Here is a 26,738-nt window from a genome sequence, read left to right on the forward strand (position 1 = left end):
TGGCCGTGGCCGTCGGTGAGGGTGCCGCCCTCGCGGGTGAGGATCGGCTCGCCGCCGAGCATGTAGCGCTTCACGCCGCTGGCGGAGGTGTGGTCGTCGACGGTCAGGGAGCAGAGGACGGCCTTCGGCGCCTCGCCGGCCTGGGCGATGACGGCGTCCTTGCCGACGAAGTCCTGCTCCTTCCACTTCGCCCGTGACATGCCGGTCTCCATGAGCGTGCGCTCGGTGTCGAGCTCGTACCCGTACGCGCGGTAGCCCTTCTCGATGCGCCCGGTGGTGCCGTAGACGCCGATGCCGACGGGGACCATCCCGAGCGGGGTGCCCACCTCGAGCAGCCGCTTCCACAGCGCGTCGCCGGACTCGATGGGCACGTAGAGCTCCCAGCCGTACTCGCCGACGTAGGAGATGCGGGAGGCGAGCACCGACAGGGTCCCGACCTCGATCTCGCGGCACGTGCCGAACGGGAACCCGGTGTGCGACAGGTCGGCCGAGGTCACGGCCGAGACGATCTCGCGGGCCTTGGGGCCCCAGACGCCGATGGTGGTCCACGCCGACGTGAGGTCGACGACGACCGCACCGCCGTCCTCGGGCATCCGGTCGGAGAACCACTTCTTGTCGGCCATGCCGTGGGCGCCGCCGGTGACGACGCGGAACCGGTCGTGGGCCAGGCGCATCACGGTGAGGTCGGAGCGGAAGCCGCCGGTCTCGTCGAGCACCGGCGTGTAGACGACGCGTCCGATGCGGACGTCGGCCTGCGCGACGATGATCCGCTGCACGGCCTCGAGGGCCCGCGGCCCGACGACGTCGAAGATCGCGAACGCCGAGAGGTCGACCAGCCCGGCGGTCTCGCGCATCTGGAGGTGCTCGGCGTTGATGATCGGGCTCCACCAGCGGGCGTCCCATTCGTGCTCGCGCGGCATCGTCTGCTCGGGCCCGAACTTCTCGACGAGCCCGGCGTTCGAGGTGTACCACTGGGGGCGCTCCCAGCCGGCGGCCTCGAAGAACACGGCGCCGAGCTCCTGCTGCGACGCGTGCATCGGGGCGAGCCGCACGTCGCGGTTGCTCGTGTACTGCTCGGACGGGTGCACGATGCCGTAGGTCTTGATGAACGACTCCGACGTGCGCGCCTTCACGTGCGCCCGCGTCTTCTGGTGCGGGTGGAAGCGGGCGATGTCGCTGTGCCCCAGGTCGATCTCGGGGTTGCCGTGGGTCATCCACTCGGCGACGGCGCGGGCGGTGCCGGGACCCTCCTTGATCCAGACCGCGGCGGCCGACCACAGGCCCTTGACCTCGGGGGTCTCGCCGAGGATCGGGTAGCCGTCGGGGGTCAGGGAGAGCAGGCCGTTGATGGCGTAGCGGATCTCGGCCCGCTCGTCGCCGAGCAGCTCGGGCATCAGCTCGAGGGCCTGCTCGAGCTGCGGGTCGAAGTCGTCCTCGGTGAACGGCAGCTCGGTGGGGGAGAGCTTGGCCTGCTCGATGGACGGGATGTCCTCGGGGTCCCAGAGGATGGCGCGGTGGGCGTAGGAGCCGACCTCCATGTCCGAGCCGTGCTGGCGCTCGTAGCAGAAGGTGTCCATGTCGCGCACGATCGGGAAGCTGATCTCGCCCGGCTGCTCGGCGAGCACCTCGCACGGGCCGACCGAGATCATCTGGTGCACGGCGGGCGTCAGCGGGATGTGGGCGCCGGCCATCCGGGCGATCTTCGGGCTCCACACGCCGCAGGCGATGACGACCGTCTCGGCCTCGATGGTGCCCTGGTTGGTCTCGACGGCGCGGATCCGGCCGCCCTCGACGACCATCCCCGTGACCTCGACGTTCGGCACGGTGGTCAGGGCGCCCTTCTCGACGGCCCGCTCGCGCATGATCGTGCCCGCCCGGAGGCTGTCGACGACGCCGACGGTCGGGAACCAGGCCGCGCCGATGATGAGGTCCTTGTCGAGGAAGGGGACCTTCTCGGCGACCTGCTCGGGGGTGACCAGCTCGGCGGGGATGCCCCAGGCCTTCGCGCTGGACATCCGGCGGCGCAGCTCCTCCATCCGCTCCTCGGTGCGGGCCACCTCGTAGCCGCCGGACTCGGTGAAGACGTCGAGCTCCTTGTACTGGCGCATCGAGTCGAGCGTGATGTCGGCGAACTCGCGGGAGTGGTCGACCGGGAAGATGAAGTTGCTCGCGTGGCCGGTGGACCCGCCGGGGTTGGGCAGCGGCCCCTTGTCGAGCTGGACGATGTCGGTCCACCCCAGCTCGGCGAGGTGGTACGCGAGCGAGTTCCCGACGATCCCGGCGCCGATGACGACGCAGCGGGCGGAGGAGGGGAGAGCGGCCATCGGGCGGTCCTTCCGGGCGTGTCTGGTGGTGCGCGATGCGCAACATGCCGCACATGGTGCAACAGGAAGTCACAGCATGGCAGACCGTCCCCCGGCTGCCAACCACCCGTCCACGAGCGTGGACGGGTGGTGGGCGGCGGGTGGCCTCAGCCCTCGGTGCGGGCCGGCTCGACGACCGGCCGCTCGCCGGCGGCGTCGCCCGGGTGCTCGCGCAGGTGGCGCCGGATCGGGCCGCGGAGGGTGGACTCGAACGGCTCCTGCCGCAGCGACCGCCACAACGAGACGCACAGCCCGATGAGCACGAGGACGAACGGGAAGCCGACGATGATGACGCCCGTCTTGAGCGCGTTGAGCCCGTCCTCGCCGCCGGCCGTCAGCAGCACGATCGCCACCGCGCCGGTCGCGACGCCCCAGAACACGACCAGGCCCCGCCGCGGTTCCTCGTCGCCGTTCTGGCTGAGCATCCCCATGACGATCGAGGCCGAGTCGGCGCCGGTGACGAAGAAGATCGCGATGAGGAAGACCGCGAGCACGACGGTGACGGTCGAGAGCGGGAAGGAGCGCAGCGTGTCGAAGAGTGTGCTCTCGATGCCCTCCTCGACCAGGGCGCCCATGTCCTTGCCCTGGTTCAGCTGGAGGTCGAAGGCGGCGCCGCCGAGGATCGAGAACCAGGCGAACGAGACGAGCGAGGGGATGGCGATGACGAAGATGACGAACTGGCGGATCGTGCGGCCCTTCGAGATGCGGGCGATGAACATCCCGACGAACGGGGTCCAGGAGACCCACCAGGCCCAGTAGAAGATCGTCCAGCCGCTCACCCAGTCCTGGCCGCCGAAGACGCCGGTGCGGAAGCTCATCGTCGGCAGGTGGGTGAGGTACCCGCCGACCGACTCGGTGAAGGTCGAGAGGATGAAGACCGTCGGCCCGACGACGAAGAGGAAGAGGGCCAGCAGGGCCGCGGCGACGGCGTTGGCGTTGGAGAGCCACTTGATGCCCTTGTCGATGCCGCTCACGGCGGAGACGACGAAGCAGAGGGTGAGGAAGGCGATGACGAGGACGGCGGCGGTGGTGCCGTAGCCGCTCTGGCCGAAGACGTTGGCCAGGCCGCCGGTGATCTGCAGGGCGCCGAGGCCGAGCGAGGTCGCCGAGCCGAAGAGCGTGGCGAGGATGGCGAGGGTGTCGATGCCCCGGCCGGCCGGGCCGTCGACGCGGTCACCGAGCAACGGGCGGAAGGCGGCGCTGATGAGGTTACCGCCGCCCTTGCGGTAGGCGAAGTAGGCGATGGTCAGGCCGATGACGGCGTACATGGCCCACGGGTGGAAGCCCCAGTGGAAGAACGTGTACTCCATCGCGAGGTGGGCGGCCTCGTCGCTGCCCGGCTCGGCGAGCCCGAGCGGCGGGGTGTTGAGGTGGGTCAGCGGCTCGGCGACGCCGTAGAACATCAGGCCGATGCCCATACCGGTCGCGAACATCATCGAGACCCAGGAGAAGGTGGAGAACTCCGGCTCGGAGTCGTCGGGACCGAGCTTGATGTTGCCGTACCGGGTGATGGCGAGCACGGCGCTGAAGAGCACGAAGCCGCCGCTGGTCAGGACGAAGAACCAGCCGACGTTGCTCGTGATCCACGCCAGGGCCGAGCTCGTCCCGTCGTTGAACCCCGAGGGGTCGAGGGCTCCGTAGAGGAGGAAGGTCAGGGCGAGCCCGGCGGCGGTGCCGAAGACGACGCGGTCGACCGGCCGGTGGCGCCGGGTCCCGGGATGGTCCTGCTCGACTCTCTCGGGTGCGCTCGTGGCCATGGTGGTCCCCTTCGTCGTTGCGCTGGGCGAGTCGTCGTGCGCATGACACAACACCAGCAGTGTGATCCAGGTCACTCCACCCGTCAACGCGAGGACCGGGCCACCACGCACGACGGGGGGGCGGGTGGCCCGGTCCTCGGGGGCCGGTGTCGCGGGGTCAGCCGAGCCAGGCGTTGACCTTGTCGGGGTTGGCCTCGACCCACTTCTTCGCGGCGTCCTCCGGGGTCATGTTCTGGTTCGCGATCATCTCGGACACGGCGTTCTGGTCGTCGTTGGTCCACTGGAACTTCTTGATGAGGTCGACCGCGGGGGAGCCGGACTCGGCGAACTTCGTCGCGATCAGCTTGTTGAGCTCGTACGGCGGGTAGTCGCAGGCCACCTTCTTGGCGTCGGCGTCGCAGCCGTCGGTGTACTTCGGCAGCTCGACCTTGACGAGCTTCATCTCGGAGAAGAACCACTGCGGGTCGTAGAAGTAGGCCAGCAGCGGCGTCTTGTTCTTCTCGGCCTGGCGGAAGCTCGTGATGAGGGCCGCCTCCGAGCCGCCGGTGACGACCTTGTAGTTCAGCTTGAGGTTGGCCACGAGCGCCTCGTCGTTGGTCACGTACGACGGGTCGCCGTCGAGCAGCTGGCCCTTGCCGCCGGACTCGGAGGTCTTGAACATGTCGGCGTACTTGTTGAGGTTGTTCCAGTCCGTGATGTCCGGGTACTTCTCGGCCATCCACGGCGGGACGAACCAGCCGATGATGCCCTGGTTGCCGGTGAGCCCGGCGTCCTGGACCGTCTTCTGCTCGGTGATGTACTTCTTCGTGAGGTCGGCGTGGCCCCAGTTCTCGACGATGGTGTCGATCGAGCCCGACGCCATGCCCTGCCAGCCGACCTCCTCCTTGACGTCCGGGTAGGTGACCTTGCACCCGAGCTTGCTCTCGGCGACGTAGCCGATGACGTGGGCGTTGCTCACGTAGCCGGTCCACGGGTTGACCGCGATGCGCAGGTCGCCGCACTTCTTGCCGCCGGCGTCGGTGCCCGAGCTGCTCGGCTGGTCGATGTTGCCCCCGCCGCAGGCCGAGAGGCCGAGAGCGATGGTGGCGAGGCCGGCGATGAGTGCGAGCCGGTGGTTTCCTCGTGGCATTGACTTCTCCCTCTCAGGTGTCCGCGTCCTGCGCGGGTCGTGGTGGTGGTGCGTGGTGACCGGGGTCCGGGGTGGCCCGGTCACCGTCCGTACCGTGCGGCGGCGTACCGCGCGATCCGGTCGAGCATGATCCCCAGGGCGGTGATGGCGATGCCGGCGGCCAGGCCCTTGCCGAAGAGCTGGCCCTGCACGAAGCCCTGGACGATGAGGTAGCCGAGGCTCCCGCCCCGACCATGCCGCCGATGACGACCATCGACAGCACGTAGAGCAGGCCCTGGTTGGTCGCGAGCACCAGCGCCTCGCGGGCCATCGGCAGCTGGACCTTGGAGATCATCTGCCAGCGGGTGATGCCGGTGGAGCGGGCCGCCTCGACCGAGGCCGGTGAGACCCCCGCACACCGTCGGCGACGAGCTTGGTGGCGATCGGCACGGCGTAGGCGACGGCGGCCATGATCGCGGTGAAGCGGCTGGCGGCGAACAGGGCCAGGGCGGGGACGAGGTAGACGAACGCCGGGATGGTCTGGAAGCCGTCGAGGAACGGCCGGATGAGCGTGTCGGCCCGCCGGCCCCGCCCCATCGCCACCCCGAGGACCATCGCGATGAGCATGACGAGCAGGGTCGCGACGAGGGTCATCGTCAGCGTGACCATCGCGTCGTTCCAGAGGCCGGTGCCGAGGATGACCGCCTCGCACACGAAGGTGACGGCGGCCGGCTGCCACCCGCCGAGCAGGTAGGCGACGGCCAGCAACACCGCGGCCATGACCCACCACGGCAGGTCCGACATCAGCGACTGGAGGGGGTTGAGCAGTCCGCCGCTGATGAAGTCCTTGAAGGCGTTGGTCACCCCGAGATGGCGTTGACGACGGCGTCGGTGATGTCGTTGATGTGGCCGCCGAGCGGGCCGGCGGTCAGCTCGCCGATGACCGGCACGCCGGAGAGGTCGGGGAACTCGGAGAGCTGGAGGTAGCGGGTGGAGTAGAAGGCCGCGAGCAGGGCCGGCACGAGCAGGGCGCCGAGGACGAGCCGTCGCCCGCCCGGGGTGAGCCGCTTGGCGGTGGCGCCGCGGCCACCCTCCTCGGTGGCCCAGCGCGGGAGCTTCTCGAGGACGAGGGTGCGGCCGCCGAAGATGCCGGGGGAGCCGACGGCCGCGACGCGCTGGCCACCGGGCGCGGACCGCTCGCTCGCCGCGGTGGTCGTGCGGTCGAGCATGATCGCGATGAAGACGATGCCCAGGCCGGCGACCGAGGCCGCGCCGACGTTGAGGGTCTGGAGCGCCGCGACGACCGGCTTCCCGAGGCCGGGCCCGTTGACGAGGGCGGCGATGGTGGCCATCGAGAGGGCGGCCATCGTGCACTGGTTGATGCCGACGACGATGGTGCGCTTGGCCATCGGCAGCTGGACCTGGCGCAGCAGCTGGCCCTTGGTGACGCCGAGGGAGCGCCCGGCCTCGACGGTGTTCTCGCCGACCGAGTTGAGGCCGTGCTCGGTGATGCGGACGAGCGGCGGCAGGGCGTAGACGAGCGTGAGGACGATCGCGCAGGCCGGGCCGATGCCGAAGAAGAGCGAGATCGGGGTGAGGTAGGCGAAGGAGGGCATCGTCTGCATGACGTCGAGCACCGGGGTGAGGAGCGAGGAGGTGCGGCGGCTGCGGGACATCGCGATCCCGAGCGGCAGGCCGATGACGATGCAGATGACGACGGCGACGAGGGTGACGATGAGGGTGTCGAGGCCGTCGGTCCACAGGCCGCCGACGCCGAGGTAGAGCAGGACGGCCGAGACGAGCAGGGTCGAGCGCAGCCCGGCGAGCCCGTAGGTGACCCAGGCCGCGAGGGCCAGGACCCCGAACCAGCCGACGTAGTCGCCCGGGGTCACCGCGCTGAGGTGGTCCTGGAGGAAGCCGACGAAGTCGTCGAGGGCGGTCGCGACGGTGCCGAGGACGCCGTGGAAGAACCAGTTGTCCTGCCCGAGGACCTGGACCTTGTCGCGCAGGTCGTTGAACCACTCGTGCAGGCCGGTGGTGTCGGCGTTGGCCAGCACGAGGGTCTGCCGCCCGCGCAGCGTCGCCCAGGCGAGGAGCCACAGCGCGAGGACGACGAGGAGCTTGCGGCCCGTGCGTCGCGACGGGGGCAGGACCGTGCGCGGCTGCTCCTCCTCGATGGGTGCCGGCGTCCGTGCCGGCTCGAGCGTCGTGGTCACGAGCCGGCCGCCGGCGAGGAGTCGTCGTGGTGCTCGACGACGACGACCCGCAGGATGTCCTCGTCGTCGACGACCCCGACGACCGTGCCGGAGGAGTCGACGACCCGCACCGGTCCGTCGGCGGCGAGCACGGCGCGCGCGGCCTCCCGGACGACCGTGGTGTCGGGGAGGGCCGGGGCTCCGGCGCCCTCGTCGGCGGAGGCGGGCTGGCGCATGACCCACCGGAGGGTGAGGACGTGCGACTTGGGGACCTCGGCGGTGAAGTCGCGGACGTACTCGTCGGCCGGGGCGCCGATGATCTCGTCGGGTGCGCCGACCTGCACGATCGCGCCGTCGCGCATGATGAGGATCCGGTCGCCGAGCTTGAGCGCCTCGTCGAGGTCGTGCGTGATGAAGACCATCGTCTTGCCCACCTCGTGGTGCAGCCGGATGACCTCCTTCTGCATGTCGCGGCGGATCAGCGGGTCGAGGGCGCTGAACGGCTCGTCGAACATCATCACGGCGGGGTCGCCGGCGAGGGCGCGGGCCAGCCCGACGCGCTGCTGCATGCCGCCGGAGAGCTGGTCGGGGTAGTTCTGCTCGTACCCCGAGAGGCCGACGAGGTCGACCATCTCCTGGGCGCGGCCCCGGCGGGCGCCCTTGTCCTCGCCGCGGACCTCGAGGCCGAAGGCGATGTTGTCGATGACCTTGCGGTGGGGGAGCAGGCCGAAGTGCTGGAAGACCATCGAGACCTTGCGCCGGCGGATCTCGCGCAGCTGCTCCTCACCCATCGCCGTGAGGTCGTCGCCGCCGAGCAGCACGGTGCCCGCCGTCGGCTCGATGAGCCGGGTGATGAGCCGGACGAGCGTGGACTTGCCAGAGCCCGACAGGCCCATGACGACGAAGACCTCCCCCGGGGCGACGTCGAAGGAGACGTCGCGCACGCCGATGACGTGCCCGCTCTTGGCCTGCAGCTCCTGCCGGCTCAGCTCGAGGTCGGGGGTCCCGACGAGCTTCTCGGCGTTGGGCCCGAAGACCTTCCACAGCCCGCGCACGCAGAGCGCGCTGGAGGACGGGTCCGTCTCGGGCGTCGTCGCCCTGTCCACGGCCAGGTCGGTCACCGTCCACCTCCGGAGTTGCGCGATGTGCAACATCGTGTGTTCTGCGCAACAGAATGGCCCTGCACCCGGGCGGGGTCAAGGGTGTGGACGCCCTGTGGTCAGCGGGTCCGGCTGGGGCGGAGGGTCATCGCTCGCCGGGACCGTGCGCGAGGCGACCCGAGATCTCGGCCGTCGCGGCGCGCAGCAGCGGGACGAGCTCGTCGACCCGCAGGCCGCCGAAGCGGAAGGTCGGCCCGGAGACCGACACCGAGGCGACGACGTCGCCGTGGGCGTCGCGCACCGGGGCGGCGAGGGCGGTCAGGCCGACGTCGAGCTCGTCGACCGCCACGGCCCATCCGCGCTCGCGGACCTCGGCGAGCTGGAGGTCGAGGGTCGCCCGGTCGGTGATGGTCGCCGGGGTGTAGCGCACGAGCTCGCCGAGGAGCCGGCCGAGCTCGGGGTCGGCGAGCTCGCTGACGAGCACCTTGCCGTTGCTCGTCGCGTGCAGGGGGATGTGCTGGCCGACCCAGTTGTAGGACGACAGGCTCGAGGCGCCCGAGACCTGGTCGACGTAGAGGGCCGCGCCCCCGGAGAGGACCGCGAGGTTGACCGTCTCGCCGGTCTCGGAGGCGAGGCGCCGCACGACCGGCCGGGCCTCCTGGACGAGGTCGAGGCGGGCGTTGGTGGCGCCGGCGAGCTTGAGCACGCCGACGCCCAACCGGTAGCGGCCGCGTTCCTCGACCTGCTCGACGAGGCGGCGCCGCTCGAGCGCGGAGACCAGCCGGCTCGCGGTGGACTTGTGCACGCCGAGCTCGCGGGCCAGCTGGGTGATGCCGGCCGCGCCGTGGAGGGCGAGCAGCTCGAGGATGGTGACGGCCCGGTCGACCGACTGGACGGTGCTCGCCCCGTCCCGGGTGGTGGTGCGCATGGCGCAACCGTAGCGAATGGCGCAACCCCCCGAGCGGCGGGGAGGAGAGTGGTGATCCGCCCACGACGGCTCGCGAGCGCTTCGTGCGGTCGCGAGCCCGTTCGACAGGGCTCGTGACGGACCGGACGGCTCGCGAGCCGCGTCGGCTGCTCTCGTCAGTCGCCGAGCTCGCGGCGGCGGCGCACGACGTACTCCTCGAGCTCGGCCCGCACGGCCTCGTCGAGGGCCGGCTGCTCGTACTCCTCGAGCCGCTTCCGCCAGATGGTCGCGGCGCGGGCCGCGGTGTCCTGGGCCCCGTTCCGCATCCACCGCTCGTAGTTCTCCGAGCTGTTGAGGAACGGCCGGTAGAAGCAGGTGCGGAAGCGCTCCATCGTGTGCATCGACCCGAGGAAGTGCCCGCCGTGCCCGACCTCCTGGTGGGCGTCGAAGCCGAGCGACCCCGCGTCGATCTCGAGCGGGGTGAACTCGTGCTGGAGCATCTCGACGATCTGGCAGTCGATGACGAACTTCTCGAAGCCCGCCACGAGCCCGCCCTCGAGCCAGCCGGCGGAGTGCATCACCCAGTTGGTGCCCGCGAGGAAGGTCGGCATGAGGGTCATCAGCGCCTCGTAGCCGGCCTGCGCGTCGGGGACCTGCGAGGAGGTCAGGCCGCCGCCGGTGCGGAACGGCAGCCCGAAGTGGCGCGCGATCTGCCCGGTGCAGAGCAGGCCGATGCCCGACTCCGGTGTGCCGAACGTCGGTGAGCCCGACTGCATGTCGATGTTGGAGAGGAAGGACCCGAAGATCACCGGGCAGCCGGGGCGGATCAGCTGGGCGAGCGTGATGCCCGACAGCGCCTCGGCGATCTGCTGCACGAGGGCGGCCGGGATGGTGACCGGCGACATCGCCCCCATGAGGATGAACGGCGTGAGCACGACCGGCTGCGCGGCGGCCGCGTACTCGAAGAGCGCGTCGAGCATCCGGTCGTCCCAGCGCAGCGGGCTGTTGCAGTTGACGAGGCTGATCGAGACCGGGGACTTCTCGATGGCCTCGCGACCGCCGAAGAGGATCTCGGACATCGCGATGACGTCGCGGGCGTTCTCGCCGGAGACGACGTTGCCCATGAACACCTTGTCGGTGATCGTCATCAGGGCGTAGGTCATGTCGAGGTGGCGGGAGTCGAGCGGGGTGTCGTTCGGCTCGCAGACCACGCCGCCGGCGGAGTCGAGCACCGAGAACGACTGCGAGAGACGGGCGAAGTTGCGGTAGTCCTCCATCGTGCCGTCGCGGCGGGTCTCGCCCTCGCGCACGAACGGCGGCCCGTAGACGGCGCCGAAGGCCATCGAGTCGCCGCCGATGTGGATGCTCCGCTCGGCGTTGCGGGCCTGCACGTCGAACTCGCGGGGCGCCTTGGCGACCTGCTCGAGCATGAACTCGGGGTCGAGGAAGACCGTGTTGTCCTCGACCCGCTGGCCGGCCTGCCGGAACAGCTCGAGGGCGCGCTCGCTCATGAACTCGACGCCGATCTCGGTGACCAGGCGGCGCCAGCCGGCGTCGAGCTGGGACATCGCGTCGGCCGAGAGGATCTCGTAGCGCGGCATCCGGTTCGTGAACATGCGCGGGCCTCCGGGGGCTGGACAGCGTTGACGGTGAGCGGGGTCACATCCTAGCCTCATCATGTGGACCGACAAGGCCCACATCATGGGCATCTGACGAACGCGCCCCACCACCGAGGAGGACCCGGCCATGACGCCGCCCAGCCCGAGCACCGGCACCCAGTCGATCGACCGGGCCGCCGACCTCGTGGGCCGCGTCGTGCGCGCCGAGGGGCCGGTCACCGCGACGGCGCTCGCCGAGGCCACCGGGCTCGCCCGCTCCACCGCGCAGCGCCTGCTCGGCGCCCTCGAGCGCGCCGAGCTGCTGGCCCGCGACGAGGCCGGCAGCTGGGCGCCCGGTGCGCTCTTCGACCTCTACGCCACCCGCCGCGCCGACGACGAGGTGCTCGTCGAGGCGGCCGGCCCGGCGATGCGCGAGCTCGGCGAGCTCACCGGCGAGACCGTCAACCTCGGGGTCCCGCGCCGCGGCACCGTCGTGCAGGTGGCCCAGGTCGACGCGTCGTACTTCCTCGGCTCGCGCGACTGGGTCGGCACCGACGTCCCGGCACACTGCTCGGCGCTCGGCAAGGTCCTCTACGCGTACGGCGCGCTTCCGGTGCCGACCGGCCGGCTCGAGGCGCCGGCCGCCGCGTCCGTCACCTCCGGCGCCCGGCTGGCCGAGCAGCTGCCGGGCATCCGGCGGTCCGGCTGGGCGGCGACCGTCGACGAGCTCGAGCCCGGGCTCACCGGCGTCGCGGCGCCGGTGCGGGCGCGTGGCGTCGTCGTCGCCGCGCTCGGCATCTCGGGGCCGACCTCCCGTCTCTCCGACCAGATCCCGTCGACGGGTGCGCTGGTCGCCAGCCACGCCGCGGCGCTCTCCGCCAGGCTCGAGAACCACCCACAGGAAGGTGCGGCATGACCCCCGACGACATCCTCAAGGGGCTGTACGACGAGACCCTCGTCGGCAACGGCCCCGCGGTCCTCGACCTGACGCACCAGGCGCTGTCGATGGAGATGGCCCCCGGTGACCTGCTCTTCGACGCGCTCATCCCGGCGCTCGAGGAGGTCGGCGCGCGCTTCGAGCGCGGCGACTTCTTCGTCCCGGAGATGCTCATCGCCGGGCGCGCGATGGCCGGCTCGATGGAGGTGCTGCGCCCCTGCTCGCCGACACCGGCGTGCAGACCATCGGCAAGTTCCTCATGGGCACGGTCAAGGGCGACGTGCACGACATCGGCAAGAACCTCGTGAACATCATGCTCGAGGGCGCCGGCTTCGAGGTCATCGACCTCGGGGTGCAGGTGGCCCCGGAGAAGTTCGTCGCGGCCATCGACGAGCACCAGCCCGACATCGTCGGCTTCTCGGCCTTCCTCACGACGACGATGCCGATGTTCAAGGCGAACATCAACGCCCTCGAGAAGGCCGGCATGCGCGACTCGGTCATCGTCATGGTCGGCGGTGCGCCGGTCACCCAGGAGTACGCCGACGCGGTCGGGGCCGACGGGTACGCGGCCGACGCCTCGGCGACCGTCAAGCGGGCCAAGGCCCTCCTCCAGGAGCGCCGCGCGAAGGTTCTCGCGTGAGCGCCCCGTTGCGGCACACCGTCCTCCGCTCGGCGAGCAAGGAGGTCGTCATCGGCGCGGACAAGCCCTTCTGCGTCATCGGCGAGCGGATCAACCCCACCGGTCGGCCGGTCCTCCAGGCCGCGCTGCGCGAGGGCGACCTGTCGATCATCGCCAAGGACGTCGCGGCCCAGGTCGCCGGCGGGGCCGACGTGCTCGACATCAACATGGGCGTGCCGCTCACCGACGAGGCCGAGCTGCTCGTCAAGGCCATCCAGCTGGTGCAGTCGCTCACCGACCTGCCGGTCTGCATCGACTCCTCGGTCGTCGAGGCCCTCGAGGCCGGCCTGTCGGTGTACCAGGGTCGGGCACTGGTCAACTCGATCACCGCCGAGGACGACCGGATGGCCGCGATCCTCCCGCTCGTCAAGAAGTACGACGCCGCGATCGTCGCGCTCCCGAACGACGAGGACGAGATCCCGATGGAGGCCGAGAAGCGCCTCGCCCTCACCGAGAAGATCGTCCGGGTCGCCACCGAGGAGTACGGCATCGCGATCGAGGACATCGTCATCGACCCGCTGGCCATGCCGATCGGCGCCGACTCCACGGTGGGGCGCACGACGCTCGAGGTGATCCGCGGCATCCGCGAGCGGTGGGGCCTGAACACCACGTGCGGCGCGTCCAACGTCAGCTTCGGGATGCCGGGGCGACACGCGATCAACTCGGCGTGGCTGCCGCTCGCGATGTCGGCCGGCATGACGAGCGCGATCATGGACGCCCGCACCCCGCAGATCGTCGACGCCGTGCGCGCCTCCGACCTCCTGCTCGGCAACGACGAGTGGGGCATGTCGTGGATCGCGGCCCACCGGGCCCGCCAGGCGGCGGAGGCCGCGGCCAGCCCCGCGTGAGCCGCGACCGGGGGCCCGAGCAGCCGTTCGAGGACGTCGTCGAGGGGCTGCGCCGCGAGGGCCTGATGGAGCCGCCCCCGTCGGTCGGCGAGACCGACGAGGTGTCCGAGGGCACGGGGCGCGTCACCCTGTCCTTCGCGCCGGCCGACCGCAGCGTCCGCGTGCCGCCGGGGGTGTCGGTGTTCGACGCCGCCTCGTGGAACGGCATCGCCATCGACTCGACGTGCGGTGGGCACGGCACCTGCCGCAAGTGCCTCGTCCGGCTGACCGACGCGGTCTCCCCGGTGACCCGGCACGACCGGCGGACCTTCACCGACGAGCAGCTCGGCGAGGGGTGGCGGCTGGCCTGCCTCGTCCGGGCGACGCACGACCTCGCGGTCGAGGTGCCGCCGCTCGTCACCCGCCCGAAGGCCTCGACCGTGGGGGTCGGCCGGCAGGTCATCCTCCGGCCGGCGGTCCAGAAGCGGTACGTCGAGCTCACCGAGCCGACGCTGGCCGACCAGCGCACCGACCTCGCCCGCCTGCGCGACGCCGTCGACGACCTCACCCTCGTGCCCGACCTGCACGCGCTGCGGAGGCTGCCGAAGGTGTTGCGCGAGAGCGACTTCAAGGTGACGGCGGTCGTCGTCGACGAGGTGCTCGTCGACGTCGAGCCCGGCGACACGACCGGGCGTCGGCACGCCATCGCCTACGACCTCGGGACGACGACGGTCGTCGCGACGCTGCTCGACCTCGAGACCGGGACGCCGGTGGCCGTGGCGAGCATCCTCAACAAGCAGCAGCCCTTCGGCGGCGACGTCATCACCCGCATCAGCGCCACGATGATGGACCCCGAGGCGCTGCCCCGGCTCACCTCCCTGGCCCGCGACACCCTGGCCGAGCTCGCCGCCGAGGTCTGCGAGGAGGGCGGCGTCGACCCGGCCGAGGTGTACGAGGTGGCCCTGGCCGGCAACGCGACGATGACCGCCCTGCTGCTCGGCGTCGACCCGGAGCCCCTCGGGGTCGCGCCGTTCATCCAGGTGACGGCCGACTGGCCGGTGCTGCTCGCGAGCGACCTCGGGCTGGCGGTGCACCCCGGTGCGAGGGCCGTCGTGTTCCCCGCCCTCGGGGCCTACGTCGGCGGCGACATCGTCGCGGGGATGCTGGCCAGTGGGCTCGACCGCGACAAGCGGGTGCGGCTGTTCGTCGACGTGGGCACGAACTGCGAGATCGCGCTGACCGACGGCGACCGCATCGTCACGACCGCCGCCCGGCCGGGCCGGCCTTCGAGGGCGGCGCCATCCGCTGCGGGATGCGGGCCGCCGACGGCGCCATCGAGGTGATCCGGCTCGACCCGAAGGCCGAGGACCCCTCTGCCGCAGTCGCGTTGGGAGTCATCGGCGACGTGGAGGCGCGGGGGCTGTGCGGCTCGGGCCTCGTCGACGCCGTCGCCGAGCTGGCCCGGGTCGGGCTGCTCGACGCCTCGGGCCGGTTCGTCCCGGAGGAGGCCGCGGCCGGTGTCGCGCCCGCCCTCGCCGACCGGCTGACGACGGTGCGCGACGGCGAGCGCGTCTTCGTGCTGCACCGGCCGACCCCGGACGCGCCGGCCGTCGAGTCGGTCTACCTCTCGCAGCGCGACGTCCGTGAGCTGCAGTTCGCCAAGGCCGCCATCTCCACCGGCTGGACGCTCCTGCTCGAGGAGCTCGGGCTCGAGGCGTCCGAGGTCCAGCAGGTGCTGCTCGCCGGGTCGTTCGGGTCCTACCTCTCGCCGGCCTCGGCCGTGCGGATCGGGCTCGTGCCCAAGCTGTCGGTGCTGCGCATCGTCTCCGCCGGCAACGTCGCGGGGAGGGGGCGAAGATGGTGCTGCTGTCCGCACGCGAGCGGACGGGCGCCGACGCGCTGCTCGAGGAGGTGGCCTATGTCGAGCTCTCGGACCGTCCCGACTTCAACGACCGGTTCGTCGACCAGCTCGCCTTCCCCGTCTGAGCCTGCGGCTGCCGGGCGCGTCGCCCTCGTCGCGTGCGGTGCCATCGCGCAGCCGGCGGCCGACGCGGCGACGGCGAACGGGTGGCCGCTCGACGTGCACCCGCTGCCGCCGTTGCTGCACAACCGTCCCGAGCGGATCGCCGGGGCGGTCGAGGAGCTCGTGCTCGCGCTGCGCGACCGCTACGACCGGGTCACCGTGGGGTACGCCGACTGCGGCACCTACGGCGCGCTCGACGCGGTGTGCGAGCGGCTCGGGGTCGAGCGCCTCCCGGGCCTGCACTGCTACGACCTCTTCGCCGGCGCGTCGGCCGTCGAGCAGCTGGGGGACGACGAGCCCGGCACCTACCTGCTCACCGACTTCCTCGTGAAGTCGTTCTCGCGCACCGTGGTCCAGGAGCTCGGGCTCGACCGCCACCCCGAGCTGCGCGACGACTACTTCCGTCACTACACCCGCGTCGTGTGGCTCGTGCAGACGACCGACCCGGCCGAGCAGGCCGAGCTGCGCGCCCTCGCCCAGGACGCCGCGGCCCGCATCGGCCTGCCCCTGGAGGTCCGCCCGACCGGCACGGGCGGGCTCGAGCGCGCCCTCGCCGGCCTGCTCAGCACGACCCGCTGAGCGGGCCCTCGTCACAGGACTCGAGGTCCATCCCCGCGGCCCGGGCGACCTTGCGAGCCGCCACCCCCAGGGCCTTCAGCTCCTCGGGGGACAGCACGTCGACGACGAGCCGGCGCGCCTCGCGGACGTGGCCGGGGGCGCTCTCGTGCAGCTTGTCCCACCCGGCGTCGGTGAGGCGGGCCTCCACCCGTCGGCCACCGCCACCACTGCACACGGTGCGCGTGATCCAGCCGTCGGCCTCGAGCCGGCTGGCCGCGTGGGAGAGCCGGGACAGCGAACCCCGCGACATCGTCGCCAGCTGGGAGAGCTGCAGGGTGGCGTCCGGGGCGTCGGAGAGGGCGACGAGCACGTGGTACTCGAAGGAGTTGAGGCCGGAGTCGCGCTTGAGCTGGGCGTCGAGGGCGCTGGGCAGGGCGGTGACGAGCGACATCAGCGACCGCCAGTCGTGGAGCTGGTCGTCGTCGAGCCACGGCACGGGGTCGGCGGTGGCCCTCGGCTCGGGGGGCATGGGCACCAGCATACCCGGGACTTGAACATTCAAGTCAGGGCCTCTACCCTGAGTTGAACATTCAACCTCTGCACCTGAGGAGCACTCCCATGACCGTCCTCCGCGTCGACGCCAGCATCCAGGGCGACCGGTCCGCGAGCAGTGCGCTCGCCGACCTCGTCCTCGAGCACTTCACTGCCGTCCGCCCCGACGAGCAGGTCGTGCGCCGCCATCTCGGCGCCGAGCCGCTGCCGTCGGACGCCTGGCCGCTGGCCGTCGGCGGGAACTTCACCCCGGAGGACCAGCGCAGCGAGCAGCAGCGCGCGGCCGTCGAGCTGGCCCGCACCGTCGCGGACGAGCTGCGGTCGGCCGACGCCGCCGTCCTCGCGCTGCCGCTCTACAACTGGGGGGTCTCCCAGCACGTCAAGGCGTGGTTCGACCTGGCCATCGCCGGGGCCGAGCAGGGCGCCCGGCTCCTCGACGGCACCCCCGTCGTGGCCCTCGTGACCCGGGGTGGCTCCTACGCCCCGGCACGCCGAAGGAGGGCTGGGACCACAGCACCGACTACCTGCGCCGGGTCCTCGTCGACGTCTGGGGCGCCGACCTCACCGTCATCGAGCGCGAGCTCACCCTGGCCGGCGTCAACCCCGCGATGGACGAGCTCGTCGAGCTCGGCACGCTGCTGCGCAAGACGGCCGAGGAGGCCGCGGCCGACGCCGGGACCGCCCTGGCCCGCCGCGCCGCCTGAGCCGCGCCACGGCCGACCGGCCCTCGCCGCCTACCCGGTGGCGAGGGCCGCGGCCATCGCCCGGGTGTGCTCGGGCGAGGAGCCGCAGCACGCGCCGATGACGTCGATGCCGAGGTCGCGCAGCTCGCGGGCGTGCTCGGCCATCGCCTCCGGTCCCACGGTGTAGACGAAGCGGTCGCCGTCGAGCTCGGGGAGGCCCGCGTTGGACTGCGCGACGAGGAGCAGGCCCTCGGGCCGGGCGGCGGCCAGCTGCTCGGCGATGGTGCGCATCTCGTCCGGGCCCCGGCCGCAGTTGGCCCCGACCGCGTCGACCCCGTCGTCGACGAGGGTGCGCAGCGCGGTGGACGGGTCGACGCCCATCATCGTGCGCAGGTTGGTGTCGAACGACAGCGTGACGACGACCGGCAGGTGGGGGGCGACCTCGCGGGCGGCGGCGACGGCGGCCCGCGCCTCGCCGAGGTCGCTCATCGTCTCGACGAGCACGAGGTCGGCTCCGCCGGCGACGAGGCCCGCGACCTGCTCGGCGAAGAGGGCGGTCGTCGCCTCGGGGAGAGGGTGCCGAGCGGCTCGAGCAGCTCGCCGGTGGGCCCGATGTCGCCGGCCACGAGGGCGCCGTACCGCTGGGCGACCTCGCGGGCCACGGCGGCGCCGGCCCGGTTGACCTCCTCGGCGCGACCCGACAGGCCGTGCTGGGAGAGCCGGGGCTCGGTGGCCCCGAAGGTGTTGGTGGTGAGGAACAGGGCTCCGGCGGAGGCGTACTCGTCGTGCAGCGCGGCCACGGCCTCGGGGTTGGCGAGGTTCCAGGACTCGGCGCACTCGCCCATCGGCAGGCCCCGCTCCTGGAGCAGCCAGCCGTAGCCGCCGTCGAACACGGCGGGGCGTCCGGCGAGGAGGGTGCTCAGGCGGTTCGTCACGGCACCACGGTACGAGCCCGCACGCCCACCGGCCACGGTGTCCCGCGCCCCGGACGTCGCCGCGTCACCCGGGCGGTCGCACCCGGGCCGTCGCGGCCTCCTCGAGCATCCGCCGCCGCCACGCCTCGACGACCTCGACCTGGTTGAACGTGAAGACGTGCAGCCCCTCGATGGCCAGCGCGGGTTGGCCGACAGTGCCGCCACCCGGCTGACGAAGCGGTCGGTGGAGAAGCCGGGGGCCGCGATCCGCGCGAAGACCGACTTCTGCTTGCGCAGGAAGCGGAGCGACTCTCCCACACCGATCTTGGTCGCCATCCCGAGGAGCTTGGTGCGCTCGACGGGCCCCGGCACCCCGACGAGGAGCGGCAGGGTGACCCCGCGGCGTCGGATGCGCTCGCACCACGTGCCGAGGTGCTCGGCGTCGAAGGTCATGTTCGACACGACGTGCGTGGCGTAGCGGCGCTTGTCCCACATCGACTGCACGGTGACGTCGTCGTCGATGGTCGGGTGCGACTCGGGGTAGCCGGTGATGCCGACATGCGTGAAGCCGTGCTCGATCGTCGCGAGGTCCTGGAGCAGGTCGAGGGCCGAGGTGTAGTCACCGGCCGGGGGGTCGGCGTCGCCGCCGGGGACGAAGACCGACGTGATGCCGGCCTCTCCGAGGCGGGCGACGACGTCGACGAGCTCGTCGCGGCCGGTGACCATCCGGGCCGCGAGGTGCGGGACGACGTCGTAGCCCTGGCCGGCGAGGCCGGTGGCCAGGTCGAGGGTGGCGCCGAGGCCCTTGCCCGGGGCCGCCGTCACCGTCACGGTCACCGTGGTGGGGACGTGGCGGGCCACGGCATCGGCGATGGAGGCCGTGGGCATCACCTCGTAGCGGGCGCCCTCGAGGAGGCGGGCCGTCGCGACGGTGGGCAACTCGTTGCTCATGGGGCAACCTGTCTCGTCATACGCACCGAACGTCGCCCAGCGTAGGGGCCGCGCGGAGCCCGCGCCAGAGCCCGTCCACCCCCGGTTCCTCGCCTCTCCACCCGTCCCCAGGACGCACGGAGCCCCCGTGTCCGTCGGCGAGGTGGTGGACCTCGCCGCGGCTGCGGGGGCTGAGGGGTGGGGGTGGGCTCAGAGGCCGGCGGCGCGGCGCACGGGGCTGTGCAGGCCGTAGTACTCCTGGAGGTTCTCGCTGAGGATCGCGCGGATGACGGGAGCCTCGGCGGCGCCCTCACCCGTGGCCTCCTGGGCGTCGACGGCCACGAGGAGGTCCTCGATCTCGGCCGGCGTGCGGTAGTGCGAGAGGTCCTCGCGGAGGGAACGCAGGGCGGCCCGGCGCTCGCGGCGCTCGCGCAGCTCGTCCTTGACGGTGGTCCAGAGTGCGGTGCTGGTGGTCATGCATCCAGTGTCCGGTCGACGGTTCCCATGCGTCCAATGAAAACGACACATAAGACGTATGCACTATCGTCATGGGATGGACACGGACGCGCTGCGCTGGTTCCAGCTGGTCGCCGACGGCTACACGGTCACCGAGGTCAGCGACGTCTTCGGGGTCAGCCAGCCGGGCGTGTCCCGGGCACTGGCCCGGCTCGAGGCCGAGGTCGGCACCCCGCTCCTGCACCGGCAGGGCCGGGTGCTGCGGATGACCCACGCCGGCGCCGCCTTCAAGCGGCACGTCGACGCCCTCGTCAACAACCTCGACGACGGCCTCGCCGCGGTCGGCGAGCTGGTCGACCCCGAGAGCGGGGTCGTCACCCTCGCCTTCCCCCTGAGCCTCGGCAGCTGGCTGGTGCCCAACCTCGTCGTGGCCTTCCGCCGCGAGCACCCGCGGGTGCGCATCGCGCTCGAGCGCACGTCGGTCGGCGAGGACGGCCGCATCTCGGCCCAGCTGGCCACCCGGCGCGCCGACCTCGAGCTGACCGCGGCCCGCGTCGCGGGCCAGGGGGTGGCCTGGCAGCGGGTGCTCGTCGAGCCACTCGTCCTCGCCGTCGCCCTCGGCCACCCGCTCGCCGACCGGGAGTCGGTCGCGCTCGCCGAGGTCGCGGGTGACCCGTTCGTGCTGCGGGGTGCGCCCTCGGGCATGCGCCAGCAGACCCTCGACCTGTGCCGGGCGGCGGGCTTCGAGCCCGACATCGCGACCGAGGCCGAGGACCTGCCGACCATCCGGGGCTTCGTCGCCGCCGGGCTCGGGGTGGCCGTCGTGCCCGCCCAGGGGCTGCGCTGCCCGACGACCTTCGCCCGCACCCGGCTCCTGCCGCTCACCGACGCGAAGGCCCAGCGCGAGGTGGGGCTGGCCTGGGTCGACGGCCGCCCGCTGCTGCCCTCGGCGCAGGCCTTCCGGCGGTTCGTGCTGGCGTCCTCCGCCCCCTGAGCGGATGAGAGGATCGGGGCCGACGGACGACCCCGCCCGACCCGGCCCGATCCCCGACCGAGAGGCTCGCTCGATGGCGCCCACGCGCAAGGCCCCGATCATCGCCCTGGCCAACCAGAAGGGCGGCGTCGCCAAGACGACGTCGGTCGCCTCGCTCGGCGCGGCCTTCGCCGAGGCCGGCAAGCGGGTCCTGCTCGTCGACCTCGACCCGCAGGCCTGCCTCACCTTCAGCCTCGGCATCGACCCCGACACCGTCGAGGCGTCCGTGCACGACGTGCTCGTCGGCGGGACCCCGGTCGCCGACGTGGTCCACGAGTGCGAGGACGGTGTGCACCTCGTGCCCAGCTCGATCGAGCTCGCCGGGGCCGAGGCCGTGCTGCTCGGCCGGCCGGCGCGCGAGTACGTGCTGCAGACCGCCCTCGACCCGGTGCGGCGCGACTACGACGTCATCGTCCTCGACTGCTCGCCGAGCCTCGGCGTGCTGACCCTCAACGCACTGACCGCCGCGCAGGGCCTCATCGTCCCGATGCCGTGCGAGATGCTCAGCCACCGCGGGGTCGGCCAGCTGCTCGACACCGTCGCCGACGTCAAGCGGATCCTCAACAAGAAGCTGCGGGTCATCGGCATCCTCCCGACGCTGTACGACGGCCGCAGCACGCACGCCCGCGAGGTCCTCGACGACGTGGGGGAGCGGTACGGCCTGCCCGTGCTCTCGCCGCCGATCCCGCGGACGGTGCGCTTCGCCGAGGCACCGGCCGTGGGCCGCTCGATCCTCGCGACGTCGCGCACGTCGAAGGGGGCCAGGGCCTACCGGGAGGTCGCGGCGAGCCTGCTCGAGCAGCTCTGAGCCGTATTCCCCTCCGGGCGGTGAGGGTGTTCACCGTCGAAGGAGCGCTCGTGGTTGGACCCGGCGCCGCGCGCGGTCCTAGCGTGAGGGGATGACCACCACCACCCCCGCACTGATCGCCGACTCGGCGACCTCCGGCTTCCACCAGGGCACCATCGAGCGCCGCGACCTGCGCCCCGACGACATCCGCATCGCCATCGCCTTCGCCGGCATCTGCCACTCCGACATCCACACCGTCCGCGAGGAGTGGGGCCCGGCGCACTTCCCGCTGACCGTCGGCCACGAGATCGCCGGCACCGTCGTCGAGGTCGGTGACGAGGTCACCCGCCACGCGGTCGGTGACCGGGTCGGCGTCGGCTGCCTCGTCGACTCGTGCGGCGAGTGCGAGCCGTGCAAGGACGGCATGGAGCAGTTCTGCACCCGGCCGTCCGTCGGCACGTACAACGCGCAGGGCTACGACGGCGAGTGGACGATGGGCGGCTACGCCCAGGAGGTCGTCGTCAGCGAGCGCTTCGTCCTGCGCATCCCCGACGGCATGGAGCTCGACGTCGCCGCGCCGCTGCTCTGCGCCGGCATCACCACGTACTCGCCCCTGCACCGCTGGGGCGCGGGCACCGGCAAGAACGTCGCCATCGTCGGGGTCGGCGGCCTCGGGCACATGGGCGTCAAGATCGCCGCGGCCATGGGCGCGACCGTCACGACCATCTCGCGCAGCGACGCCAAGGCCGAGGACGCGAAGTCGCTCGGTTCGAGCGCGCACATCGCCTCGTCCGACGCCGACGCGATGAAGGCCGCCCGCGGCACCTTCGACATCATCCTCAACACGGTGAGCGCCGACATCCCGATCGCCGACTACGTGCGGCTGCTCAAGCCGGCCGGCGTCGTCGTCAACGTCGGCCTGCCGCCGGCTCCGTACGAGATCCCGCCGGGCTCGCTCATCGGCGGCAACAAGGCCGTGGCCGGCTCGCAGATCGGCGGCATCGCCGAGACCCAGGAGATGCTCGACTTCTGTGCCGAGCACGGCATCGCCGCGACCATCGAGGTCGTGGACGCCGCGGACGTCGACGAGGTCTGGGACCGCGTCGTGGACGGTGACGTGCGCTACCGCGCCGTCATCGACACGAGCACCCTCTCCGGCGGCTGACGGGCCGCCCCACGACGAGAGGGGCCGCATCCCACCCGGGATGCGGCCCCTCTCGTCGTGTGTGGAGGTGCGGGGCTCAGCCCTGCGCACCCTCGCCGGCGGTCTTGCCGCCGCGCGTGCGGCGACGGTTGCGGCTGCGGCGCGGGCGGTCGGAGCCCTCGGCCGCGGGGGTCTCGGTGCGACCCTCGGGACGCTCGCCACGCCCACCGTCACGACCGCCACGGTCGCCGTCACGCCGACCGCCGTCGCGTCCGCCACGACCCTGACCGCCGCGACCGCCGTCGCGGCCACCGCCGTCACGACCACCGCGACCCGGGCCGCGACCGCCGGACTTGCCGGTCTCGCCGAGGTCCTCGAGCACCTCGGCGCCGAGGCCCTCGCGGGTGCGCTGGGCGCGGGGGAGGCGGCCCTTGGCGCCCTCGGGGATGGACAGCTCGCTGTAGAAGTGCGGCGAGGAGGAGTAGGTCTCCATCGGCTCGGGGATGCCGAGGTCGAGGACCCGGTTGATCATGCCCCAGCGGTGCAGGTCGTCCCAGTCGACGAAGGTGACCGCGGTGCCGGTGTTGCCGGCCCGGGCCGTGCGCCCGATGCGGTGCAGGTAGGTCTTCTCGTCCTCCGGGCACTGGTAGTTGATGACGTGCGTGACGTTCTCGACGTCGATGCCGCGGGCCGCGACGTCGGTGGCGACGAGGACGTCGACCTTGCCGTTGCGGAACGCGCGCAGCGCCTGCTCGCGCGCGCCCTGCCCGAGGTCGCCGTGGATGGCGGCCGCCGCGAACCCGCGCTCGGTGAGGTCGTCGGCGACCTTGGCTGCGGTGCGCTTGGTGCGGCTGAAGATGATGGTCAGGCCGCGGTCCTTGGCCTGGAGCATCCGGGCGAGCATCTCGACCTTGTCCATGGCGTGCGCGCGGTAGACGAACTGCCGCACGGCCTTGACCGTGTGCGCGTTCTCCTGGTCGTCGCCCATCGCGCGGATGTGCGTCGGCTGGTTCATGTAGCGGCGGGCGAGGGTGACGACGGCGCCCGGCATGGTCGCCGAGAAGAGCATCGTCTGGCGGCCGGCGGGGGTCATCGCGAGGATCTTCTCGACGTCGGGCAGGAAGCCGAGGTCGAGCATCTCGTCGGCCTCGTCGAGGACGACGATGCGCGCGTTGCCGAGGTCGAGGTGCCCCTGCTGGGCGAGGTCGATGAGCCGGCCGGGGGTGCCGACGACGACCTCGACGCCCTTGCGCAGGGCCTCGATCTGGGGCTCGTAGGCGCGGCCGCCGTAGACGGTGAGCACGCGGATGCCGCGCTTCTTTCCGGCCCGCTCGAGGTCGCCGGACACCTGCACCGCGAGCTCGCGGGTCGGGGCGACGGCGAGGGCCTGGGGCTTGCCGGGGGCGTGCATCGTCGCGAAGGCGTCGTCGCCGGGGGCCACGACGCGGTTGAGGATCGGGATGCCGAAGCCGAGGGTCTTGCCGGTGCCCGTCTTGGCCTGACCGATGATGTCGTGCCCGCCGAGGGCGACCGGCAGGGTCATCGCCTGGATCGGGAACGGGCTCGTGATGTTGTGCTCGGCGAGCGCGGCGACGATGTCGGCGTGGATGGGGAAGTCGGCGAAGGTCGGCTCGGGGGCGGCCGGGGTGGCGGGCGCCTCGGCAGCAGCGTCGGTGGTGGGCTCGGTGCCGAGGGCGTCGGTGACGTCGGTCATGGACTCTCTTCTTCGATCGGCGGGCGCGCGCGGCGCGCACCTGCGCAGGGGGCTGCGGGCCGATCGGAGGTCTTCGTGGACGAGGCACGGCGTCGGGACGACGACTCGCGCTCGCCCGGCAAGGTCACTGTTCTGCGGGCCGACCGGGCACCGTTAACGCCCGCCATCCTACCGTTAGGCTCCGGTGACATGGACCAGGACCCGTCGGAGGCCTCCGGCTACGACGCCGCCGTCGTCGACCTGCTCGGGGTCCTCGCCTACGGAGAGCTCACCGCCTTCATCCGGATGGCCGCCGACTGCGACCTCGCCCCGACCCTGTCGCTGAAGTCGCAGATGGGGGCGCTCGCGACCGCCGACTACCTGCACTACCAGCAGCTGAGCGAGCACATGGTCGGGCGGGGCATCGACCCCGAAGCCGCCATGGCCCCGTTCGTGGCGCCCATCGCCGCCTTCCACGAGAGAACCCGACCCCGCGGCTGGCTCGAGGGCCTGGTCAAGGCCTACGTCGGCGACGGCATCGCCAAGGACTTCTACCGCGAGATGACCGCCTTCGTCGACGAGCCGACCCAGGCCGTCATGCAGGCGGCGCTCGAGGACGCCGGCCACGCCGACTTCGTCGTGCAGATCGTCCGCGACACCATCCGCACCGACCGCACCACGGCGGGCCGGCTCGCCCTGTGGGGGCGGCGGCTGCTCGGCGAGGCGCTCTCGCAGGCCCAGGCCGTGGCCGTCGAGCGCGACGCGATGGCCGCCCTGCTCGTGGGCGGCGGCGCCGACCTCGGTGACGTCGGGCGGATGTTCACCCGGCTCACCGACAACCACCAGCGCCGGATGACCCGGATGGGCCTGGACTCGTAGGTCGCGGTTCGCCCCGGCGCCGGGCGCTCGGCACACGACGAGGCCCCCGCCGCGTGGCGGGGGCCTCGTGCGTGCTCAGGTGGTGCGGGTGCTCAGGCCTTGCGCGAGCCGACCGTGCGGCCGGCCATGACGCGCTCGTAGCCGACGATGAGCAGCGCCGCGACGATGATCGAGATGATCCAGCGGAGCCAGTCGGGTCCGGACGTCGTCTGGACCCCGAGCCAGCCGGCGACGAGCCAGCCGATGAGGGCGCCGAGGATGCCGAGGACCACGGTGACGAGGAAGCTGATGTTCTGCCGACCCGGGAGGACCAGGCGGGCCAGGACGCCGATGATGATGCCGGCGATGATCGAACCGATGATGGACACGGTGTCTCCTTCCCGGGCTGGGACCCGGAACGTGCTCCGTCCGCGCTGAGGCGGGCTCCGGGGGACCCGGTGCGGCACCGACGCTAGACCCTCGACGAACCCTCGTCAAACATTCGACACGGCCGCGTCACCGGCGGTCATCGCCGCAGGTCAGCGCGCGGACCGGGTCAGGAGACGGCGCCGAACCCGACCTTGCCCTTCTCGGACTCGCCGACCTGCACCCAGCCCACCGCGCGGCCGGGCACCAGGATCGTGCGGCCCTTGGTGTCGGTGAGCCGCAGGACGGCGTCGGGGGAGGCCAGGGCGGCGTCGACGGCCTTGCCGACCTCGGTGGCGTCGGCGTCGGTCTCGACGGTGAGCTCGCGGGCGACGTTCTGGACGCCGATGGTGACCTCCACGGGGCACACACCTTTCGGGTTCGGTCGCGGGTCGGGCCCGCGCTCGGGTGGGATCTCGCGCTCAGGCTAACTCCCGGCGCCGGGTCGCTGTTCCGGCCGGGGGGCCGTGTTCGCCGAGGGCGTCAGCCGCCGGGCCGGTCAGCCCCCGACCTTGGGGAAGGACCCGAGGCCCCGCCACGCGAGCAGGCTGATGATGCGGGCCGCCTCGCCCTCGGGGATGTCGCCGTCCTGGGCCAGCCAGTGCCGCGCGGCGACCTGGGCCATCCCGGCGAGGGCGGAGCCGAGGAGCAGGGCACGCTCGTCGTCGACGCCGGTGTCCTCGGCGATGACCTCGCTGATGGCCTCGGCGCAGGTGAGCTCGACGGCATCGAGGCGGGCCCGCACCTGGGGGACGCTCGTGAGGTCGGACTCGAAGACCATGCGGAAGGCGGCGTCCTCGCGGCTGACGAAGTCGAAGTAGGCGGCGACGGTGGCGCGCACCCGCTGCTCGTTGTCGCCGTCGGTGGCCTCCAGGGCGCTGCGCACGAGCTGCTCGAGGGTCTCGCAGTGGGTGTCGAGGAGGGCGAGGTAGAGGTCGAGCTTGCCGGGGAAGTGCTGGTAGAGCACCGGCTTGGACACCCCTGCCCGCTCGGCGATCTCGTCCATCGCCGCCGCGTGGTAGCCGGACTGGACGAACACGGCCTGGGCCGCGTCGAGCAGCTGGGCGCGGCGCTCGCTGCGCGGCATCCGCGGGCTGCGGGCGGTCGTGGTGCTGCTGGTCATGGGTCCTCCGGCGGGTGGCGTGGCTCGACATCCTACGGACGGGTAGCCCGCGGCCGGGGGTGCGACCCGTCCCGGTGTTAGGTTCGC

25 protein-coding genes and 2 pseudogenes are annotated in these 26,738 nt (G+C 72.3%); 11 read left to right on the forward strand and 16 right to left on the reverse strand.

Going from position 1 to position 26,738, the window contains the following annotated elements:
- Positions 1–251: 251 nt before the first annotated feature.
- The 8 genes and pseudogenes from G7075_RS02070 to G7075_RS02105 all read right to left on the reverse strand — a co-directional run.
- Positions 252–2,324, reverse strand: a pseudogene (locus tag G7075_RS02070) (FAD-dependent oxidoreductase); the annotation flags it as partial.
- 146 nt (positions 2,325–2,470) lie between these two features.
- Positions 2,471–4,120 (reverse strand): BCCT family transporter, encoded by a 1,650-nt coding sequence (locus tag G7075_RS02075; RefSeq protein WP_166118427.1) that lies wholly within the window; start codon positions 4,118–4,120, stop codon positions 2,471–2,473.
- Positions 4,121–4,277: 157 nt separating this feature from the next.
- Positions 4,278–5,249, reverse strand: a complete 972-nt coding sequence (locus G7075_RS02080; RefSeq protein ID WP_166118429.1) for an ABC transporter substrate-binding protein — start codon at positions 5,247–5,249, stop codon at positions 4,278–4,280.
- Positions 5,250–5,579: 330 nt separating this feature from the next.
- Positions 5,580–6,092, reverse strand: coding sequence for a hypothetical protein (locus G7075_RS02085; protein WP_166118431.1), 513 nt, complete (start codon positions 6,090–6,092; stop codon positions 5,580–5,582).
- Positions 6,089–7,444: a proline/glycine betaine ABC transporter permease gene (locus G7075_RS02090; RefSeq protein WP_166118433.1), complete on the reverse strand. Its 1,356-nt coding sequence runs from the start codon at positions 7,442–7,444 to the stop codon at positions 6,089–6,091. The genes G7075_RS02085 and G7075_RS02090 overlap by 4 nt, the downstream gene beginning before the upstream one ends.
- A complete protein-coding gene (locus tag G7075_RS02095) occupies positions 7,441–8,544 on the reverse strand; it encodes a glycine betaine/L-proline ABC transporter ATP-binding protein (RefSeq protein WP_240917821.1) in 1,104 nt (367 codons plus the stop codon). Before G7075_RS02095 ends, G7075_RS02090 begins: the two co-directional genes overlap by 4 nt.
- Positions 8,545–8,668: 124 nt before the next feature.
- Positions 8,669–9,451 carry an IclR family transcriptional regulator gene (locus tag G7075_RS02100; protein WP_166118437.1) on the reverse strand — a complete coding sequence of 261 codons (783 nt, stop codon included), beginning with the start codon at positions 9,449–9,451 and terminating at the stop codon, positions 8,669–8,671.
- A gap of 155 nt (positions 9,452–9,606) precedes the next feature.
- Positions 9,607–11,046, reverse strand: coding sequence for a trimethylamine methyltransferase family protein (locus tag G7075_RS02105; protein ID WP_166118439.1), 1,440 nt, complete (start codon positions 11,044–11,046; stop codon positions 9,607–9,609).
- A gap of 130 nt (positions 11,047–11,176) precedes the next feature.
- Between G7075_RS02105 and G7075_RS02110 the strand changes: the two genes are divergently transcribed.
- The 6 genes from G7075_RS02110 to G7075_RS20615 are packed head-to-tail and all read left to right on the forward strand — an operon-like array spanning position 11,177 to position 16,073.
- Entirely contained in the window at positions 11,177–11,944 is a 768-nt protein-coding gene (locus G7075_RS02110; RefSeq protein WP_166118441.1) for an IclR family transcriptional regulator, read from the forward strand.
- Positions 11,941–12,273: a B12-binding domain-containing protein gene (locus tag G7075_RS20605; RefSeq protein WP_240917822.1), complete on the forward strand. Its 333-nt coding sequence runs from the start codon at positions 11,941–11,943 to the stop codon at positions 12,271–12,273. Before G7075_RS02110 ends, G7075_RS20605 begins: the two co-directional genes overlap by 4 nt.
- On the forward strand, positions 12,201–12,605 hold the full coding sequence (locus G7075_RS20610; protein WP_240917823.1) for a B12-binding domain-containing protein: 405 nt from the start codon (positions 12,201–12,203) through the stop codon (positions 12,603–12,605). Before G7075_RS20605 ends, G7075_RS20610 begins: the two co-directional genes overlap by 73 nt.
- A complete protein-coding gene (locus G7075_RS02120) occupies positions 12,602–13,492 on the forward strand; it encodes a dihydropteroate synthase (protein WP_166118443.1) in 891 nt (296 codons plus the stop codon). The genes G7075_RS20610 and G7075_RS02120 overlap by 4 nt, the downstream gene beginning before the upstream one ends.
- Positions 13,489–14,814, forward strand: coding sequence for a 2Fe-2S iron-sulfur cluster-binding protein (locus tag G7075_RS02125; RefSeq protein WP_240917824.1), 1,326 nt, complete (start codon positions 13,489–13,491; stop codon positions 14,812–14,814). The genes G7075_RS02120 and G7075_RS02125 overlap by 4 nt, the downstream gene beginning before the upstream one ends.
- Positions 14,784–16,073 carry an ASKHA domain-containing protein gene (locus tag G7075_RS20615; protein WP_240917825.1) on the forward strand — a complete coding sequence of 430 codons (1,290 nt, stop codon included), beginning with the start codon at positions 14,784–14,786 and terminating at the stop codon, positions 16,071–16,073. The genes G7075_RS02125 and G7075_RS20615 overlap by 31 nt, the downstream gene beginning before the upstream one ends.
- Here the strand turns inward: G7075_RS20615 and G7075_RS02135 are convergent.
- Positions 16,057–16,581 carry a MarR family winged helix-turn-helix transcriptional regulator gene (locus G7075_RS02135; protein WP_166118447.1) on the reverse strand — a complete coding sequence of 175 codons (525 nt, stop codon included), beginning with the start codon at positions 16,579–16,581 and terminating at the stop codon, positions 16,057–16,059. The two genes, G7075_RS20615 and G7075_RS02135, sit on opposite strands and share 17 nt — an antisense overlap.
- Before the next feature lie 89 nt (positions 16,582–16,670).
- On the opposite strand from G7075_RS02135, the gene G7075_RS02140 reads away from it, so the two are divergent.
- Positions 16,671–17,474: an FMN-dependent NADH-azoreductase gene (locus tag G7075_RS02140; protein ID WP_240917826.1), complete on the forward strand. Its 804-nt coding sequence runs from the start codon at positions 16,671–16,673 to the stop codon at positions 17,472–17,474.
- Here the strand turns inward: G7075_RS02140 and G7075_RS21915 are convergent.
- From G7075_RS21915 to G7075_RS02155, 3 genes and pseudogenes are all read right to left on the reverse strand, one after another.
- Positions 17,411–17,797: pseudogene (locus tag G7075_RS21915) on the reverse strand (homocysteine S-methyltransferase family protein); the annotation flags it as partial. The gene G7075_RS02140 and the pseudogene G7075_RS21915 sit on opposite strands and share 64 nt — an antisense overlap.
- The gene (locus G7075_RS20620) at positions 17,773–19,152 is read right to left on the reverse strand and encodes a homocysteine S-methyltransferase family protein (protein WP_256378052.1); all 1,380 of its coding nucleotides are present in this window, start codon (positions 19,150–19,152) and stop codon (positions 17,773–17,775) included. The pseudogene G7075_RS21915 and the gene G7075_RS20620, both read right to left, overlap by 25 nt.
- Positions 19,153–19,341: 189 nt before the next feature.
- A complete protein-coding gene (locus G7075_RS02155) occupies positions 19,342–19,608 on the reverse strand; it encodes a hypothetical protein (protein ID WP_166118449.1) in 267 nt (88 codons plus the stop codon).
- A gap of 76 nt (positions 19,609–19,684) precedes the next feature.
- On the opposite strand from G7075_RS02155, the gene G7075_RS02160 reads away from it, so the two are divergent.
- From G7075_RS02160 to G7075_RS02170, 3 genes are all read left to right on the forward strand, one after another.
- On the forward strand, positions 19,685–20,581 hold the full coding sequence (locus tag G7075_RS02160; protein WP_166118451.1) for a LysR family transcriptional regulator: 897 nt from the start codon (positions 19,685–19,687) through the stop codon (positions 20,579–20,581).
- A 73-nt stretch (positions 20,582–20,654) separates the two neighbouring features.
- Positions 20,655–21,428, forward strand: a complete 774-nt coding sequence (locus G7075_RS02165) for a ParA family protein (protein ID WP_166118453.1) — start codon at positions 20,655–20,657, stop codon at positions 21,426–21,428.
- Positions 21,429–21,519: 91 nt separating this feature from the next.
- Positions 21,520–22,572 carry an NAD(P)-dependent alcohol dehydrogenase gene (locus G7075_RS02170; RefSeq protein WP_166118455.1) on the forward strand — a complete coding sequence of 351 codons (1,053 nt, stop codon included), beginning with the start codon at positions 21,520–21,522 and terminating at the stop codon, positions 22,570–22,572.
- Positions 22,573–22,648: 76 nt separating this feature from the next.
- Here G7075_RS02170 and G7075_RS02175 read toward each other — a convergent pair whose 3' ends face one another.
- Positions 22,649–24,265, reverse strand: a complete 1,617-nt coding sequence (locus G7075_RS02175) for a DEAD/DEAH box helicase (protein WP_166118457.1) — start codon at positions 24,263–24,265, stop codon at positions 22,649–22,651.
- A 189-nt stretch (positions 24,266–24,454) separates the two neighbouring features.
- On the opposite strand from G7075_RS02175, the gene G7075_RS02180 reads away from it, so the two are divergent.
- Positions 24,455–25,123, forward strand: coding sequence for a ferritin-like fold-containing protein (locus G7075_RS02180; protein ID WP_166118459.1), 669 nt, complete (start codon positions 24,455–24,457; stop codon positions 25,121–25,123).
- Positions 25,124–25,215: 92 nt separating this feature from the next.
- Here the strand turns inward: G7075_RS02180 and G7075_RS02185 are convergent, their stop codons facing one another.
- The 3 genes from G7075_RS02185 to G7075_RS02195 form a co-directional block, all read right to left on the reverse strand.
- Positions 25,216–25,491, reverse strand: coding sequence for a GlsB/YeaQ/YmgE family stress response membrane protein (locus tag G7075_RS02185; protein ID WP_166118461.1), 276 nt, complete (start codon positions 25,489–25,491; stop codon positions 25,216–25,218).
- A gap of 167 nt (positions 25,492–25,658) precedes the next feature.
- A complete protein-coding gene (locus tag G7075_RS02190) occupies positions 25,659–25,889 on the reverse strand; it encodes a DUF3107 domain-containing protein (RefSeq protein ID WP_166118463.1) in 231 nt (76 codons plus the stop codon).
- 138 nt (positions 25,890–26,027) lie between these two features.
- On the reverse strand, positions 26,028–26,651 hold the full coding sequence (locus tag G7075_RS02195) for a TetR/AcrR family transcriptional regulator (protein ID WP_166118465.1): 624 nt from the start codon (positions 26,649–26,651) through the stop codon (positions 26,028–26,030).
- Between the last annotated feature and the right edge of the window lie 87 nt (positions 26,652–26,738).

The organism is Phycicoccus sp. HDW14 (assembly GCF_011383005.1).
Taxonomy (GTDB): Bacteria; Actinomycetota; Actinomycetes; order Actinomycetales; family Dermatophilaceae; genus Phycicoccus.